We start from the raw sequence: 14,129 nt of genomic DNA on the forward strand, positions 1-14,129 counted from the left end.
GAAGGGGGCGGGGGCCCGTCCGGTGGGTCGTGGCCTTCCTCCTTCTGCTTGCCGTCGCGGTCGTCTACGCGCCGCAGTTGCTAGCGTTTCCGCATGAGCAGCGGATCGGCACCGTCACCGTCTATGCCGAGCGTCCGATCGATCCGCGGATTGCCGGCGAACTGGCGCGCGCGGAAGGGTTGCTGCGCGCCAGTCCGCTCTACACCGGCTCGCTCGATCGCTCGCTGTTCCTGACGGACGGTGGCTGGCGCTGGCGCCTTCTGGCGATCCAGTCGCCGGGTGCCTTTGCATTCCGCCGGCCCTTCAGTTCGGCGATCGTCTTCAACCGCAGCGACGTCGCCGCGGATCGCGTGACGAACGGTCGTGCGATCGGCGGTACCCGGACGCTGTCCGGCGTGATCGCGCACGAGACGACGCACATCATGATCGCCAACCATCTTGGCGAAGTGCGCAGTGCTATGCTCCCGACCTGGCAGCAGGAGGGGTATGCGGATTATGTCGCGGGCGAGAGCAGCCTGACGGACGCGGAGGCCGCCCGCCTTCGACAGACCGATCCGGCCGCGCCGGCGCTGGTATATTACGATGCTCGCCGACGGGTCGCGGCGGCGTTGGGCGCCAAGCGCGGATCGGTCGACGCGTTCTTCGCGGGCGGTTGAACGAAGCCGAGCCCGGAACGCACCCGGGCCAGTCCTGTTGGTAATACGACCTTATCGGAGCACGCTCATCATGCCCAAGACCGCAATCGCCCTCGTCGCAGCCTTCGCCCTCGCGACCACGGCCTCGGCACAGACCACCGCGCCGCAATCAGCGCCGACGCAGGGCGGCTTGGGCAGCCTCGGCGGACTTGGTGGTCTGCTAGGTGGTGCGCTACCGAACGTCGGATCGATCGGCGCGGGCAATGCCGCCGGGTTGCTCGGCTATTGCCTTAAGAACAATCTGCTCGGGCAAGGTGGTGCGCTCGGCGCCTTAACCGGCGGACGGAATGCAGCGCCACGAGCGGGCAGCGCGAAGGCCCCGGCCACCGGCGCGCAGTCGATCCTCCAGCGTCTGACCGGACGACAGGGCGTGCAGACGTCGCCGGGCTACGCGGCGGGACAGGAAGGCGAAGTACAGGCGCCGAACGGCCAGGCGTTTTCGCTCGACGATCTCGGCGGGCAGGTGAAAACGCGGATGTGCAGCATCGTCCTCAACCGGGCGAAGTCGTTCCTTTAGGGCGGCGGTCTTGGGCAGCCGGCGCCTCTACGGGGCAAAGCGCCGCCTGTGCACCTGAACCAGCATGTTTCCCCGCAAAGGCGGGGATCCAGACTGGGCTCCCGCCTTCGCGGGAGAGCAAGGACGTGCGCTGCCCTTCGATCCGTCACGAACGGCGGCGTGCCAAACGTCCCGGAATCTCTGAATAGTTTCGGCCACACAATGCCGCAAAACCTAAACGATCAAGTCCGTAGCGCGGTGGAGTCTGGAATTGGCCCCACATTAGGCGGCGCGGGCCGGGCAATGGGTTTGCCCCGAGCGCTGCATGCCACCACGCCCCGACACTCCCACAAACGAAAAGAGGCTGCCGGATCGTCTCCCGACGACCCGACAGCCTCCTGACATGGTCAGCGGCCGGAGAGTTCCAGCCCGGAGGACCATGCGTACCGCTTATCCTGTGACACACGCGTTGACTGGGAGAGGATACTCCCCACGCATGTCGGCGGCGTTAGCGGTGCGTCCCCCGAACGAACCGAACCGAACTCACTGCTGAACCATGAGACATCGGATCACCTCCTTTCGCTTGTTGAAACAACGCGGCCAAGCCTGACCGCAACGCCAATGTGTGCCGACCGCGCCTGCGATACAAGCCTTGTTTTACGGAAGTTTTCGGGCAATCCTGTTCGACTGCCACTTCACCGAAATCAGCCGCGGCAATCCTCGGTGACGCGCTCGATCTCGGCCCAGGCGGGCACGACGAGCGGCGGCAGTCCGGCCTGCTGGACGACGAACCGCCCGCGACTGAACCCCATCGCCTCCAGCAACGAATCGTTCGGCATCAGCGCAGCCGCGACATAGGGCGGCGTGCCCCCGGTCGGTTGTACGGACACGGCGCGCGTCACGCTCGACGTGCGGATCGTCAGCGGCGTCGGCGTACTGCCCGCGCGCGACAGATAGACCTGGCGCGCCGCGGTGTCGCATCGCACCGTCAGCGAGGCATCGGCATTGGCCGGCCCGAACAAAGCGATCGAGCCGCGCGCATCGCGGCGGTACACCCACGTCCCCGGCGAATACGGCCAGTCGCGCCAGTCGGCAGCAATAGGTGCCGGACGCGGCTCCGGGGCAGGCGCCGTCGTAATGGTACGCGGCGGGGGCGGCGCTTCCGCACGCGGCGGCGGAACGCAGCCCGCGATCGACGCGAGCGTCGCCAGACCGGCAAGCCGCGCTAGGACGAGAGGGCGGGCAAGCGATCGCAAGCCGACGAGGTGAGGGGACGGAGTGCGCATCGCATCGCTATGCGGCACGCCCGGCGGTCGCTCAAGTACGACGAAGCGCGCCCGGCGGGAACCGCCGCACGGTGATACCGGTTCAACGACGGAAGAAATCAGGAGAACGTCCATGTCCGATACCGCCGCCCAGACGCCCACCCAGCTGCTCGTCCAGTCGAACATCTCCGGCACGATGAAGGTCGAGAGCCGCGATGGCGACAATGTCGGCTCGGTCCACGCGTTCATGGTCCACAAGGGCACCGGCCGCGTCACCCACGCCGTCCTCAGCCTCGGCGGCTTCCTCGGCATGGGCAAGAGCTTCTACCCGCTGCCGTTCGCGCTGCTCCAGTTCGACGCCGTCCGCGACCTCTACGTCGTCACGATCGACAAGCGCGTCCTCGAAGGCGGCCCGAGCTGGGCGAACAACGCGCCCGTCTTCGACCAGGCCTATGCCGACCGCGTCGCAAGCTATTACGGGTCGAGCAGCGAAGACCTCGTCGTCGGCTAAGCTGCGCGCGGAACGATCCGGTCAAGCGCATCGGCTTCGTTGCGCTTGACCTCTTCGACGTCGTAACTAATTTGGAGGCGCAGAAAAACCCGTCTGACATCCCAAAATACCGGGTCAGGCGGGCGTCAATCGAAGGATCGATATCCCTTTTGCTTGCCACGATTTCACGAAGAAGCGCTAGATTGATCAGAGCGTCCCGCGCGACATCTTCAAACGAAACTTCGCTCCCGATCAGAAAATCTTCGCGCAGGATATCACCTGGGTGGACGTTGCCCAACCGGTCGTTATCCGCGGTGGTAATCCTCAATCCGGACATCGTCCGCGCCTCCGTCGAGCCAGTGGAAGGTGATCCGCCACTGGTCGTTGATCCGAATGCTATACCGCAATGGCAAGTAGCCTTTCAACTGCTCCAACCGGTTGCCTATCGGAATACGTAAGTCGTTTAACTTTCCGGCGTTATCAAGCTGTCTGAGCTTGCGTCGCGCGGTTTGCTGAATATCTGCAGGCAGCTTGCGGCTACGCCGCCCACTATGGACGTGCTCGGCCTCATTGTCGTGAAAGCTGCGGATCATAAGCCACAATCAATTAGGCATAGGCGATCCATTAGTGTCCAGCGGCAACAGTAAGCACGCAAGGGCTACCGCGACCGCGAGCCCCCATCCGCATCTTCTGGCTCTTGCCGTAGCGTGTCTTTCGCGTGCCCGGCTTGCCCTCGTTCGACCGCCCCATGACCGGCGCCTTCTGCTGGTCGACCGGCAGGCCCAGTTCCTCGTTCTCCAGCTGGCGGATTTCGTCGCGCAGTCGCCCGGCGGTCTCGAACTCCAGATCGCTCGCCGCCTTGCGCATCTGCTTCTCGAGGTCCTCGATATACGCGCGCAGGTTGTGGCCGACCATATGCGGGCGGTCCTCGTCGATCGGGATCGTCACCTGATCCTGGCTCGCGACATGCGCGATGATGTCGCCGATGTTGCGGCGGATCGTCGTCGGGGTGATGCCGTGTTCGGTGTTGTACGCGACCTGCTTCTCGCGGCGGCGCGACGTCTCGTTCATCGCGCGCTCCATCGATCCGGTTACGCGATCGGCGTACAGGATCACGCGACCGTCGACGTTGCGCGCCGCGCGGCCGATCGTCTGGATCAGTGAGGTCTCGGAGCGCAGGAAGCCCTCCTTGTCCGCATCGAGGATCGCGACCAGCCCGCATTCGGGAATGTCGAGCCCCTCGCGCAGCAGGTTGATGCCGATGAGGACGTCGTAGACGCCGAGACGGAGATCTCTGATAAGTTCGATGCGTTCCAGCGTCTCGACGTCGCTGTGCATGTAGCGGACTTTTATGCCCGCTTCGTGCATGTATTCGGTCAGGTCTTCGGCCATCCGCTTGGTCAGGGTGGTGACTAGGGTGCGATAGCCAAGCGCGGTCGTTTTGCCGACTTCGACGATCAGGTCCTGGACCTGTTCTTCGACCGGTTTGATCTCGACGGGCGGATCGATCAGCCCGGTCGGGCGGATGACCTGCTCGGCGAACACGCCGCCGGTCTGTTCCATCTCCCAACTGCCGGGGGTCGCCGAGACATAGGTCGTCGGCGGGCGCATCGCGTCCCATTCGTTGAAGCGCAGCGGGCGGTTATCGATCGCCGACGGCAGGCGGAAGCCGTATTCGGCGAGCGTCAGTTTACGGCGGTGATCGCCGCGCGACATGCCGTTGATCTGGCCGATCGTGACGTGGCTCTCGTCGACGAACAGCAGCGCGTTGTCGGGGAGATATTCGAACAAAGTGGGCGGCGGCTCGCCCGGCATGCGGCCGGTCAGGAAGCGGCTGTAATTCTCGATTCCCGCGCAGGAGCCCGTCGCGGCGATCATCTCCAGGTCGAAGTTGGTGCGCTGCTCGAGCCGCTGCGCCTCCAGCAGCTTGCCCTCCAGCACCAGTTCCTTCAGCCGCTCGGCGAGCTCGTGCTTGATCGCCTCGCCCGCCTGCTTGAGCGTCGGGCCGGGCGTCACGTAATGCGAGTTCGCATAGACGCGCACCGAGTTCAGCGACGCGACCTTCTTGCCGGTCAGCGGATCGAACTCGATGATCTCCTCGATATCGTCGCCAAAGAACGAGATGCGCCACGCACTGTCCTCGTAATGCGACGGGAAGATTTCGAGCGTGTCGCCCTTCACGCGGAAATTGCCGCGCTGGAACGCCGCGTCGTTGCGCTTGTACTGCAGCGCGACGAGCTTGCGCACGATCTCGCGCTGGTCGACCGTCGTGCCCTTCTTCAGGTCGAAGATCATCGCCGAATAGGTCTCGACCGAGCCGATGCCGTACAGGCACGACACCGACGCGACGATGATCACGTCGTCGCGTTCGAGCAGCGCGCGGGTTGCCGAATGCCGCATCCGGTCGATCGACTCGTTGGTCGACGATTCCTTCTCGATGTACGTGTCGGAGCGCGCGACATACGCTTCGGGCTGGTAGTAATCGTAATAGCTAACGAAATATTCGACCGCGTTGTCGGGGAAGAACGACTTCATCTCGCCGTACAGCTGTGCCGCGAGGATCTTGTTCGGCGCGAGGATCAGCGCGGGCCGCTGGACGCGGTTGATGACGCTGGCCATCGTAAAGGTCTTGCCCGAGCCGGTGACGCCGAGCAGCACCTGATCCTTCTCGCCGTCGCCGATCGCGGAGACGAGTTCGGCGATCGCGGTGGGCTGGTCGCCCGCGGGTTCGTACTCGCTGACGAGGTTGAACGCCTTGCCCCCTCCACCTTGTTCGGGCGCGCGGTGGGGCGGTGCGGGACGAAGCTTTCGCCGGTTTCGGGCTCGGCGAGGCTGGTGCGGATCTGAATGGCCATCGAGGGGGAATATGGGGAACATGGCCTGAGTCGGCAACGGCCACGGGACCTGTTTGGGCGATGCCAAGTTTAGCTGTTGTTGACCCGTCCGGCTCACGCCCATAATGCGACCGTTTCGCAAGCCATCGATCCGCCAGCGCCCGCGCGTAGGCCAAGGAATAGACGCATGACCGCCCCGACCGTCGAAGCAACCCGCGCGCCCGCGCTGATCCCCGAGACCCCCGCGTTCCTCAACGCCAAGGTGCTGTGGGTGCGTCACTGGAACGAACATCTGTTCAGCTTTGCGATCGAGCGGCCCTCGACCTTCCGCTTCCGCTCGGGCGAGTTCGTGATGATCGGTCTTCCGCAGGAAGGCGGCAAGCCGATCATGCGTGCCTATTCGATCGCGTCCCCGCATTATTCGGAAGAGCTCGAGTTCCTGTCGATCAAGGTCGAGGACGGCCCGCTGACCTCGAAGCTTCAGCTGATCCAGCCCGGCGACGAAGTGTATCTCGGCAAGAAGCCGACCGGCACGCTGGTGCTCGACGCGCTGCTGCCGGGGAAGCGGTTGTTCATGTTCTCGACCGGCACCGGCCTCGCGCCGTTCCTCAGCCTGATGCGCGATCCCGACGTTTATGCAGCATATGAGCAGGTGATCGTCGTGCACAGCGTGCGGCGCGTGAGCGATCTCGCCTATCACGACGAGATGGTCGGGCTGCTGGCAGAGGACCCGCTGATCGCCGACGAGGCGCAGACGCAGTTTCATTACATCCCGACCGTGACGCGCGAGCCGTTCCGCACCACGCGGCGGATCGGGGCGCTGATCGAGGATGCGTCGCTGTTCGGCCACCCGGTCCGCGGTGAGCAGAAGCTCAACCCCGAGACCGATCGCGCGATGCTGTGCGGTTCGACCGAGATGATCAAGGAATTCGCGGTGATGCTCGAGGCGCAGGGCTTCGAGGAGGGCGCGAATTCGAAGCCGGGTACGTTCGTCATCGAGCGCGCGTTCGTTGGCTGACCTACTGTTCCTCCGCGAAAGCGGGGTCCAGGGATTACTTCCCCGTCGAACGCCGGGAGAGTGCGGGTCTGGACCCCGCCTTCGCGGGGGAACGGTTGTGTTCGCGGCATGACCCGCCGATATCGCTTCTCAATCATAAGAGGAGAGACCCATGATCGGTTACGCGACGCTCGGCACCAACGATATCGACGCCGCACTGGCGTTCTACGATGCGCTGTTCGCGACGGTCGGCGGCAAGCGCCTGATGCAAATGCCCGACGCGCGCCAGTTGACCTTCTACGGCGCGGGCCCCGACAAGCCGATGCTGGTGATCGGCAAGCCCTATGACGGCGCAGCCGCGACCGCGGGCAACGGCACGATGGTCGCGCTAGCGGCGGATCTCGCGCGAGCAGGTCGACCAGGTCTACGCCAAGGCGATCGAACTCGGCGGCGCGGACGAAGGTGGTGCCGGCACGCGCGGGCCTGAGGAGATGGGCTTCTATGGCGCGTATTTTCGCGATCCGGACGGCAACAAGCTCTGCGTGTTCAAGATGGGGTGAGGGACGGGCGCGATTGAGGAAAATACTACCCCGGCGAAGGCCGGGGCCCAATTGGAAAGGTGGCAGTAACGAAGAGCTGTCCACCATCAACAGCCTTCCCCAATTGGGCCCCGGCCTTCGCCGGGGTGGTCGGATCTGGGGCCGACGTTACTCTTGTCTATCCTTGTTCTCCCGCGAAGGCGGGAGCCCAGTCTGGGTCCCCGCCTTTGCGGGGAAACACGCTTACTTGCTCGAAGGGGATACCCGCCGAACAGCTCCGGGGTGACGGAGAATTTAGCGGAGCGCGCGAACCTGTGGCGTATCGAGGCATTCAAGCAAAGCCGCCCGAGCCATCGGCGTTACCGCCGCAGGCTTCACATACGCCCCAACTTCCACCGGCCGTCCAATCGCAACCGGCGCGAACCCAGTCTGCCCCGTGCACCGCATCGCCGCCGCCAGCAGTTTCGGCGGCGTATCATACCCCTCGAACGACAGGCGGAACGTCCCCCAGTGAATCGGGATCGCGTGCGCTGCGCCGAGCCGGCGATACACCTCGACCGCATCGACCGGCCCGATATGGCTGCCCGACTCCATTTGCCCGTCGACGAACCGGAACGCGCCGATCGGGATCAGCGCCAGCCGGATCGGCCCCAGCGCCGCGGCCTCGACCGGCCATTGGCCGTCGCCCATCCCGGTATCGCCCGCGAAAAATACGTTCCCGCCCGGCAGCGTCACGACGAAGCTCGACCACAGCGCGCGATTGCGATCGGTGAACCAGCGGCTGCCCCAATGATGGTTGCGCGTCACGGTGACCGCGACGCCGGGCTTGATCGCTACCCGCTGCCCCCAGTCGAGCGCGATAGCCTGCGCGCCGGTCTGGCCGATCACGCTGTCGTTGCCCAAACTCGTGACGATCCGCGGCCGGTCGCGCTGCCACAGCCTTTGCAGCGTCGCCTTGTCGAGATGATCGTAATGATTGTGGCTGACCAGCACGAGGTCGATCCTGGGCAGCGCATCGAACGCGATGCCCGGCTCGGTGACACGATTCGGCCCCGTGCCCAGCGGCCCGGCCTTCTCCGCCCAGACCGGATCGGTGAGGATGTTGAGCCCCTGCGTCTGGATCAGCACGCTCGCATGGCCGACCCACGTCACGACCATCCGCTCGCCCTCGACGCGCGCGGGCGGCGCGATGCGGTTCACTGCGACCGATTTCGGCCACGCAGGCCGCCCATCGCTGCCGGTGAAATAGCGCCAGAAGAAGCCCGCGCGACCCCCACCGTTGCCGGCACCCGCGGGCTGGATCTGCTGCGTGTCGGCGTCGTTGTCGGGATTGACGAAGCGCGTACCGTCGAAATGGGCGCTGACCGGTCCGCGGTAGTAGATGCGGTCGAGAAAGCGCGGCACGATCGTCACCGCCAGCGCGACGACCACGACCGCCAGCAGCACGATGCCCCCGACGATCTTCAACACGAGACGCACGCCATTCCCCTATCCGTTGCCGATCCGTAACGCATCGTGTCGAGCATCGTTCAGACCGCTTGGCGTGGATGCGCAACCCCGATAGCCTCGCGCCAAAGGGGATTCGCAAAATGCGTAAGTTTATCATCGGGCTATTGCTCGCAACCGCCATTCCAGCCGTCGCGAGCGCCAAGGCCGTCGCGGTCGAGGAACAGTCGATCGATCAGCTCCAGGCGGCTATGACGTCCGGCAAGGCGAGCAGCGTCGACCTCGTCCGCACCTATCTCGCGCGGATCGCGGCGATGGACCGCAAGGGCCCTACTCTCCGCGCCGTTATCGCGCTCAACCCCGACGCGCTGGCGCAGGCAAAGGCGCTCGACGCAGAACGCAAGGCCGGGCGCATCCGTGGGCCGCTCCACGGCGTGCCGGTGCTGATCAAGGACAATGTCGAGACTGCCGACGCTATGCCGACGACGGCCGGCAGCCTCGCGCTGAAGGATAACATGACCCGTCGCGACGCGCCCGTGGTCGCGCAACTCCGCGCCGCGGGGGCGGTGATCCTGGGGAAGACCAACCTCAGCGAATGGGCGAACATCCGATCGACCCGGTCGATGAGCGGCTGGAGTGCGGTCGGCGGCTTGGTCAAGAACCCCTACGCGCTCGACCGTACCGCGTGTGGTTCGTCGAGTGGCTCGGGCGCGGCGATCGCGGCGAGCTTCGCGGCGGCGGCGATCGGCACGGAGACCGATGGCTCGGTGGTGTGTCCGTCGTCGCTCAACGGACTGGTCGGGTTGAAGCCGACGTTGGGCCTCGTCAGCCGCACGCATGTCGTACCGATCAGCCACAGCCAGGATACGCCGGGGCCGATGGCGCGAAGCGTGCGTGATGTCGCGACGATGTTCTCGGCGATGATTGCGGTTGATCTTGCCGATGCCGCGACCGCGGGGGCAGGGGCTTACAAGCGCGACTATGCGGCCGAGCTGTCGACCAGCGCGCTGTCGGGCCTGCGCGTCGGCGTGATCCGGCCGGAGATGACCGCGGACCTTGCCGCGAAATACCAGGCCTCGCTTGATGTGATGAAGGCTGCGGGCGCGGTGCTGGTCGAGGTCAAGCAGCCCAAGCTCGATGGTCTTGGCGAGGCGGAACTGCTGGTGCTCCAGACCGAGTTGAAAGCCGATCTCGACACGTATCTCGCGACCACGCCGGGCGCGGTCCGTACGCGGACGCTCGATCAGGTCATCGCGTTCAACACCGCCAACGCAGGCGCCGAAATGCCGTTCTTCGCGCAGGAGACGTTCGAGGCTGCGGCGAAGACCAAGGGGTTGGGCGATCCCGCGTACAAGGCGGCGCGCGCGAAATCGTTGCGACTGGCGGGTGCCGAGGGGATCGATGCGATGCTCAAGACGGCGGGCGCGAGCGTCCTGGTCGAGCCGACCTATGGCCCGGCGTGGCTGAGCGAACCGGTGTACGGCGATCAGTACGGCGGGCCGAGTTCGAGCGGGTTGCCGGCGATCGCGGGGTATCCGAACCTGACGGTGCCGATGGGGTTGGTCCGTGGTCTGCCGGTTGGGTTGTCGTTCATCGCGACGAAGTACGGCGACGCGGCGGTGCTGGGCGCGGGCTATGCGTACGAGCAAAGAGCGAAGGCTCGCGTGGCGCCACGGTATCTGCCGACTGCCGACATAGGCCCCGGTTTGGACGCTGCTCGCTGACCGGGTGATTGGCGTGCTGGGTGAAACAGGACGACCTCCCACACCTGCCGTCATCCTGACGAAAGTCAGGACCCAGAGCAAAGAGCGTGGCGCCAATGGCTCTGGATCCTGACTTTCGTCAGGATGACGGGTGGGGGACTGTGCGTGTCGAGGGGCCGGGGAAAAGGGGTCAGCCCGCCCGCTTCGCGAAATTCCACTGCCAGAGCATCAGCAACGGCACGACCACCGTCTCCATACCCAGCCCGAGTACGTGTCCTTGCGACGGTACGCCGACCGCCAGCAGCGAGATCCCCCGCGATACGCCGCCGACGAAGATCAGCCCGCCGAGCAGCCGGAATCGCGGCCCCTTGCGCTCGATATCGGGGATGCAGCTTAGAAACCCCAATCCGGTCGCGAAGAAGATCCCCGAGATATACCGGAAATGGCTGTCCAGATCGCGTGGCACCTCGGCGAGATGCCCGAACGGCGCGGGGCCGTGCAGCACGCCCTGGCCGCCGACGATCAGTGGCAACAGGCACGCGACTGCCACGACCGCCTGCAGGATGCGCTTCTCGATCACGACAGGTCTTTCAGCAGTTCGGGCCGAATCCGGAACGCGCGCAGCGAGATCCGCACCTCGACGATGAACGAGACGAGTGCTGCGATCAGCAGGATCATCGCCAGGATGAAGCACAAGGCCACCGCCGTGCCGAAATGCAGCTTCGCCAGTTCGGCGATGAACAGCAGCGCGATCAACACGCACGTCATGATCGCGCTCGACACCGCCAGGAACAGCGCGGCGTTGATGATCGTCATCCGGCGGTCGAGCAGGCGCAGTTCCCAGACGTAGCGATGATGGTCGGGTCCGGCGATGCTGCCGTGCAGCAGTTCCAGTTTGCGCGCCCGGTCGATCACCCGCGACAGGCGTCCGGCCAGAACGTTGAGCAACTGACCGATGCCGGCGAGCATGAACACCGGCGCGAGCGAGAGCTGGATCGTCTGGGCGATCGTCGAAATGGCGGGGATCGTCGGCATGACCGTCACCATGATGGGGAATGGCCGAATGCAAAAGGGGCGATTGCAAAAGAGCATGCAATCGTAACCTTCTGCGCGGTATCTAGCGGGCAATGTCCAAGCCGATGCTCCTGGCCGACTTCGTCCGGCTACCGCCCACTGTCCGCGCCGATGTGGTCGAGGGGCTGGCCGCCGCGATCGACACCGTCGCGGAGCGGGGCGCGCAGAGCCACCGTTTCCTCCGCTTCGGCTGGTACGCCGCCGCGCTCGCTGCTTATGGTGGCCAAGCCAAGACCCTGGTGGTCGAGCAGGACGACGTGCCGGTGCTGACGCTGCCGTTCGTGCCGTTGGGGCCACGCCTACTCCGGATCGCGGCGATCCCCGGCTGCTACTGGCCGTTCCGCAGCTTCGGCCTCGCGCTCGAAGCCGGTGAACCTGCGCTAAAGGCCGCGCTGTCGACCCTAGCGCGCCACGTCAACGGCATCAGGATCGGCCCGGTCTACGACACCGACCCCGCCGCCGCCGCGTTGATCGCCACCGCCCGCGCGCAAGGCTGGACGACGGTCGATCGCGCGATCGGCGATAACTGGTCGCTCGACCTGCCACGTGCGCGCGAAGGTGAGCCCTGGCCTCGCACCTCGACGCTGCGCAAGAACCGCTTCCACGAAAAGCACCTCGCCGAGCATGGCACGCCGGACTGGCGCTTCCTCTCGGGTGCGGACTGGCCCGCCGCATTCGCCGACCTCGGCGCGGTCGAGCAGGCGAGCTGGATCGCGCACGCTACCGATCGCACCGGCATGAAGTTCACCGCTGACGGTCATCTCGCCTTCTGGCAGGCCGCGGTCGCCGACCCGGTGCTTGCGGGCATGTTCCGCGCCGCGCTGCTGACGGTCGACGGTGCGCCTGCCGCCTTCTCGTTCGATATCGATACCGGCGAACTCCTGTACGCGATCGCCAACAGCTACGACCCGCATTTCGCGAAGCATTCGCCGGGCAAGCTGCTCTACTGGCGCAATCTGGTCGCGGCCCAGGCGCGGGGGATCCGCCGGGTCGATTGGGGCGCAGGCGATAGTGGCTATAAGCAGGTCATCGGCGCGACGGTCGACGCACCGATCCGCGACTGGCTGCTGTTCCGCCCAGGACTGCCGGCGCTGGCGGGCCGCCTGCTCGGCTGGTTATGGCGCAGGAGCGGCCAGAGCCGCGGGTGACGAACAGTGTCTCCGAGCGGCTCATGCCACGCTCGCCGAGAACCCGTCCGCCGCACCCCGCAGCACCCCCAGCTGATCATCGACTTCGCCGAACGCGTGGCCGAGCTGGTCGATCTCGGAGGCTACCGCCTCGGTATCCTCGCGGATCGTGGCGATGGTGTGCGACATCGAATCCGCCGCCAGCGCGGTTTCGTCGACTGCGGCGGTGATCGCGCTGACGGTCTGCGCCTGAGACTCCATCGCGTGACGGATCCGCGCGGCGCTGCGCTGGACCTCGGCGACGGTCGACTTGATCTCGGCGTTGGTCGCGACCGTCGCCGCGGTCGCCGACTGGATTGCGGCGATCTTCGCGGCGATGTCGTCGGTCGCGCGCGCGGTCTGGTTGGCGAGCGATTTCACCTCCTGCGCCACCACCGCGAAGCCGCGCCCGGCGTCGCCCGCGCGCGCCGCCTCGATCGTCGCGTTCAGCGCCAGCAGATTGGTCTGCCCGGCGATGGTGCGGATCAGCCCGAGGATCGATTCGATCGACTTGGCATGTTCGCTTAGCGCCTCCGATACGCCGACTGCCTCGCCGGTCTGGGCGGAGGCGCGGTCGGCGATCTTGCCTGCGGCCTCAACTTCACCGCGCGCATCCTCGATCGCGCGGATCAGCCCGGCGGTGGTGTATGCCGCCTCGCGCATTGCCACCGCGGACTGTTCCGCCGCCGCCGCGACCTCGCTTGCCCGACCGAGCATTCCGCGGGTCGAGGCCGACGCCCCCGCCGCCTGCACGCGAATCCGCGCGCCCAGCGCCGCGGTATCCTCGATCGATGCGGCAATGCTGCTGCGAAAATCGGTCGCGCGCGTCTGGCGTTCGACCCGTGCCGCCTCCGCATCGCTCGCGCCGAGATGCGACGCCATGATATCCGCCTCGATCAGCGCGAGCCGCTGGACCACGTCGCTCAGCGTCCGCATCGCCGACAGGTCCCCGCCGAGCCGATCCGCGAGCAGGTTGAGCGTCACGCTGTGCGCAAATGCCAGCGATGACAGCAGCGCGGGCAGGGGGACGCCCGAGCGATGCGAATTCTCTGCATGACTGATCGCCATCGCCTTCCACGCATCGTCGTTGGGGGCACCGTATTTCAGGCCGACATATTCGGTGCTCAGGGCGATCCGCTGATCGAGCAGTTCGGGGGTGAAATGCCGCTGAAGGTGCCGTGCCGACTCGAGCGAGAGATAGTGCCGCCAGAACGTCTCGGCGATCCGGCGACGATCGGCCGGTTCTAGCAACGCGCTGAGCGTCGCGCAGGCGGGTTCGATCAGCCCGTCCCAGTCGTAATCATGCACGCGCTCGCGTAGCGGCCGTTGATCGCCGCCCCAGTTGCGCACCGGGTTCCGGGTCTTGGTCTCGCCGGCCGCAAAGGCCATCCTCTCCTGGTGTTCGATCATCGCCCCCTCCTGAG

Annotated in this window: 14 protein-coding genes and 1 pseudogene; 8 read left to right on the forward strand and 7 right to left on the reverse strand. The window is 65.9% G+C overall.

Translation table 11 applies throughout. The annotated features are described in order from the left end of the window. The first annotated feature begins 29 nt into the window (after positions 1-29). Both QP164_RS17990 and QP164_RS17995 read left to right on the forward strand, forming a co-directional pair. A complete protein-coding gene (locus tag QP164_RS17990; RefSeq protein ID WP_333924003.1) occupies positions 30-656 on the forward strand; it encodes a hypothetical protein in 627 nt (208 codons plus the stop codon). Between the two features lie 70 nt (positions 657-726). Beyond that, positions 727-1,212 carry a DUF2501 domain-containing protein gene (locus QP164_RS17995; protein ID WP_333924004.1) on the forward strand — a complete coding sequence of 162 codons (486 nt, stop codon included), beginning with the start codon at positions 727-729 and terminating at the stop codon, positions 1,210-1,212. A 683-nt stretch (positions 1,213-1,895) separates the two neighbouring features. Here QP164_RS17995 and QP164_RS18000 read toward each other — a convergent pair. Further along, positions 1,896-2,477, reverse strand: a complete 582-nt coding sequence (locus QP164_RS18000) for a hypothetical protein (RefSeq protein WP_333924005.1) — start codon at positions 2,475-2,477, stop codon at positions 1,896-1,898. Between the two features lie 112 nt (positions 2,478-2,589). Here QP164_RS18000 and QP164_RS18005 point away from each other — a divergent pair, with 112 nt between their 5' ends. Next, a complete protein-coding gene (locus QP164_RS18005; RefSeq protein ID WP_056065550.1) occupies positions 2,590-2,967 on the forward strand; it encodes a PRC-barrel domain-containing protein in 378 nt (125 codons plus the stop codon). A 284-nt stretch (positions 2,968-3,251) separates the two neighbouring features. Here the strand turns inward: QP164_RS18005 and QP164_RS18010 are convergent, their stop codons facing one another. Beyond that, complete coding sequence (locus tag QP164_RS18010; protein WP_333924006.1) at positions 3,252-3,539, reverse strand: type II toxin-antitoxin system RelE/ParE family toxin; 288 nt, start codon at positions 3,537-3,539, stop codon at positions 3,252-3,254. Between the two features lie 31 nt (positions 3,540-3,570). Then, positions 3,571-5,801, reverse strand: a pseudogene (gene uvrB / locus QP164_RS18015) (excinuclease ABC subunit UvrB). 166 nt (positions 5,802-5,967) lie between these two features. On the opposite strand from uvrB, the gene QP164_RS18020 reads away from it, so the two are divergent. From QP164_RS18020 to QP164_RS18030, 3 genes are all read left to right on the forward strand, one after another. Continuing rightward, the gene (locus QP164_RS18020) at positions 5,968-6,798 is read left to right on the forward strand and encodes a ferredoxin--NADP reductase (protein WP_056065556.1); all 831 of its coding nucleotides are present in this window, start codon (positions 5,968-5,970) and stop codon (positions 6,796-6,798) included. Positions 6,799-6,949: 151 nt separating this feature from the next. After that, on the forward strand, positions 6,950-7,264 hold the full coding sequence (locus tag QP164_RS18025) for a hypothetical protein (protein ID WP_333924007.1): 315 nt from the start codon (positions 6,950-6,952) through the stop codon (positions 7,262-7,264). Next, positions 7,215-7,337: a hypothetical protein gene (locus QP164_RS18030; protein ID WP_333924301.1), complete on the forward strand. Its 123-nt coding sequence runs from the start codon at positions 7,215-7,217 to the stop codon at positions 7,335-7,337. Before QP164_RS18025 ends, QP164_RS18030 begins: the two co-directional genes overlap by 50 nt. Before the next feature lie 273 nt (positions 7,338-7,610). Here QP164_RS18030 and QP164_RS18035 read toward each other — a convergent pair whose 3' ends face one another. Beyond that, the gene (locus QP164_RS18035; RefSeq protein ID WP_333924302.1) at positions 7,611-8,786 is read right to left on the reverse strand and encodes an MBL fold metallo-hydrolase; all 1,176 of its coding nucleotides are present in this window, start codon (positions 8,784-8,786) and stop codon (positions 7,611-7,613) included. 119 nt (positions 8,787-8,905) lie between these two features. Here QP164_RS18035 and QP164_RS18040 point away from each other — a divergent pair, with 119 nt between their 5' ends. Beyond that, positions 8,906-10,486 (forward strand): amidase, encoded by a 1,581-nt coding sequence (locus tag QP164_RS18040; RefSeq protein ID WP_333924008.1) that lies wholly within the window; start codon positions 8,906-8,908, stop codon positions 10,484-10,486. A gap of 169 nt (positions 10,487-10,655) precedes the next feature. Here QP164_RS18040 and QP164_RS18045 read toward each other — a convergent pair whose 3' ends face one another. Then, positions 10,656-11,045, reverse strand: a complete 390-nt coding sequence (locus QP164_RS18045; RefSeq protein ID WP_333924009.1) for a DUF4345 domain-containing protein — start codon at positions 11,043-11,045, stop codon at positions 10,656-10,658. Beyond that, complete coding sequence (locus QP164_RS18050) at positions 11,042-11,500, reverse strand: DUF2721 domain-containing protein (protein WP_132737485.1); 459 nt, start codon at positions 11,498-11,500, stop codon at positions 11,042-11,044. The genes QP164_RS18045 and QP164_RS18050 overlap by 4 nt, the downstream gene beginning before the upstream one ends. 92 nt (positions 11,501-11,592) lie before the next feature. Here QP164_RS18050 and QP164_RS18055 point away from each other — a divergent pair, with 92 nt between their 5' ends. Then, positions 11,593-12,687: a GNAT family N-acetyltransferase gene (locus tag QP164_RS18055; protein WP_333924010.1), complete on the forward strand. Its 1,095-nt coding sequence runs from the start codon at positions 11,593-11,595 to the stop codon at positions 12,685-12,687. 21 nt (positions 12,688-12,708) lie between these two features. Here QP164_RS18055 and QP164_RS18060 read toward each other — a convergent pair whose 3' ends face one another. After that, positions 12,709-14,094: a methyl-accepting chemotaxis protein gene (locus tag QP164_RS18060; RefSeq protein WP_435368374.1), complete on the reverse strand. Its 1,386-nt coding sequence runs from the start codon at positions 14,092-14,094 to the stop codon at positions 12,709-12,711. Between the last annotated feature and the right edge of the window lie 35 nt (positions 14,095-14,129).

The sequence above is a fragment of the Sphingomonas sp. LR59 genome, assembly GCF_036855945.1.
Taxonomy (GTDB): domain Bacteria; phylum Pseudomonadota; class Alphaproteobacteria; order Sphingomonadales; family Sphingomonadaceae; genus Sphingomonas.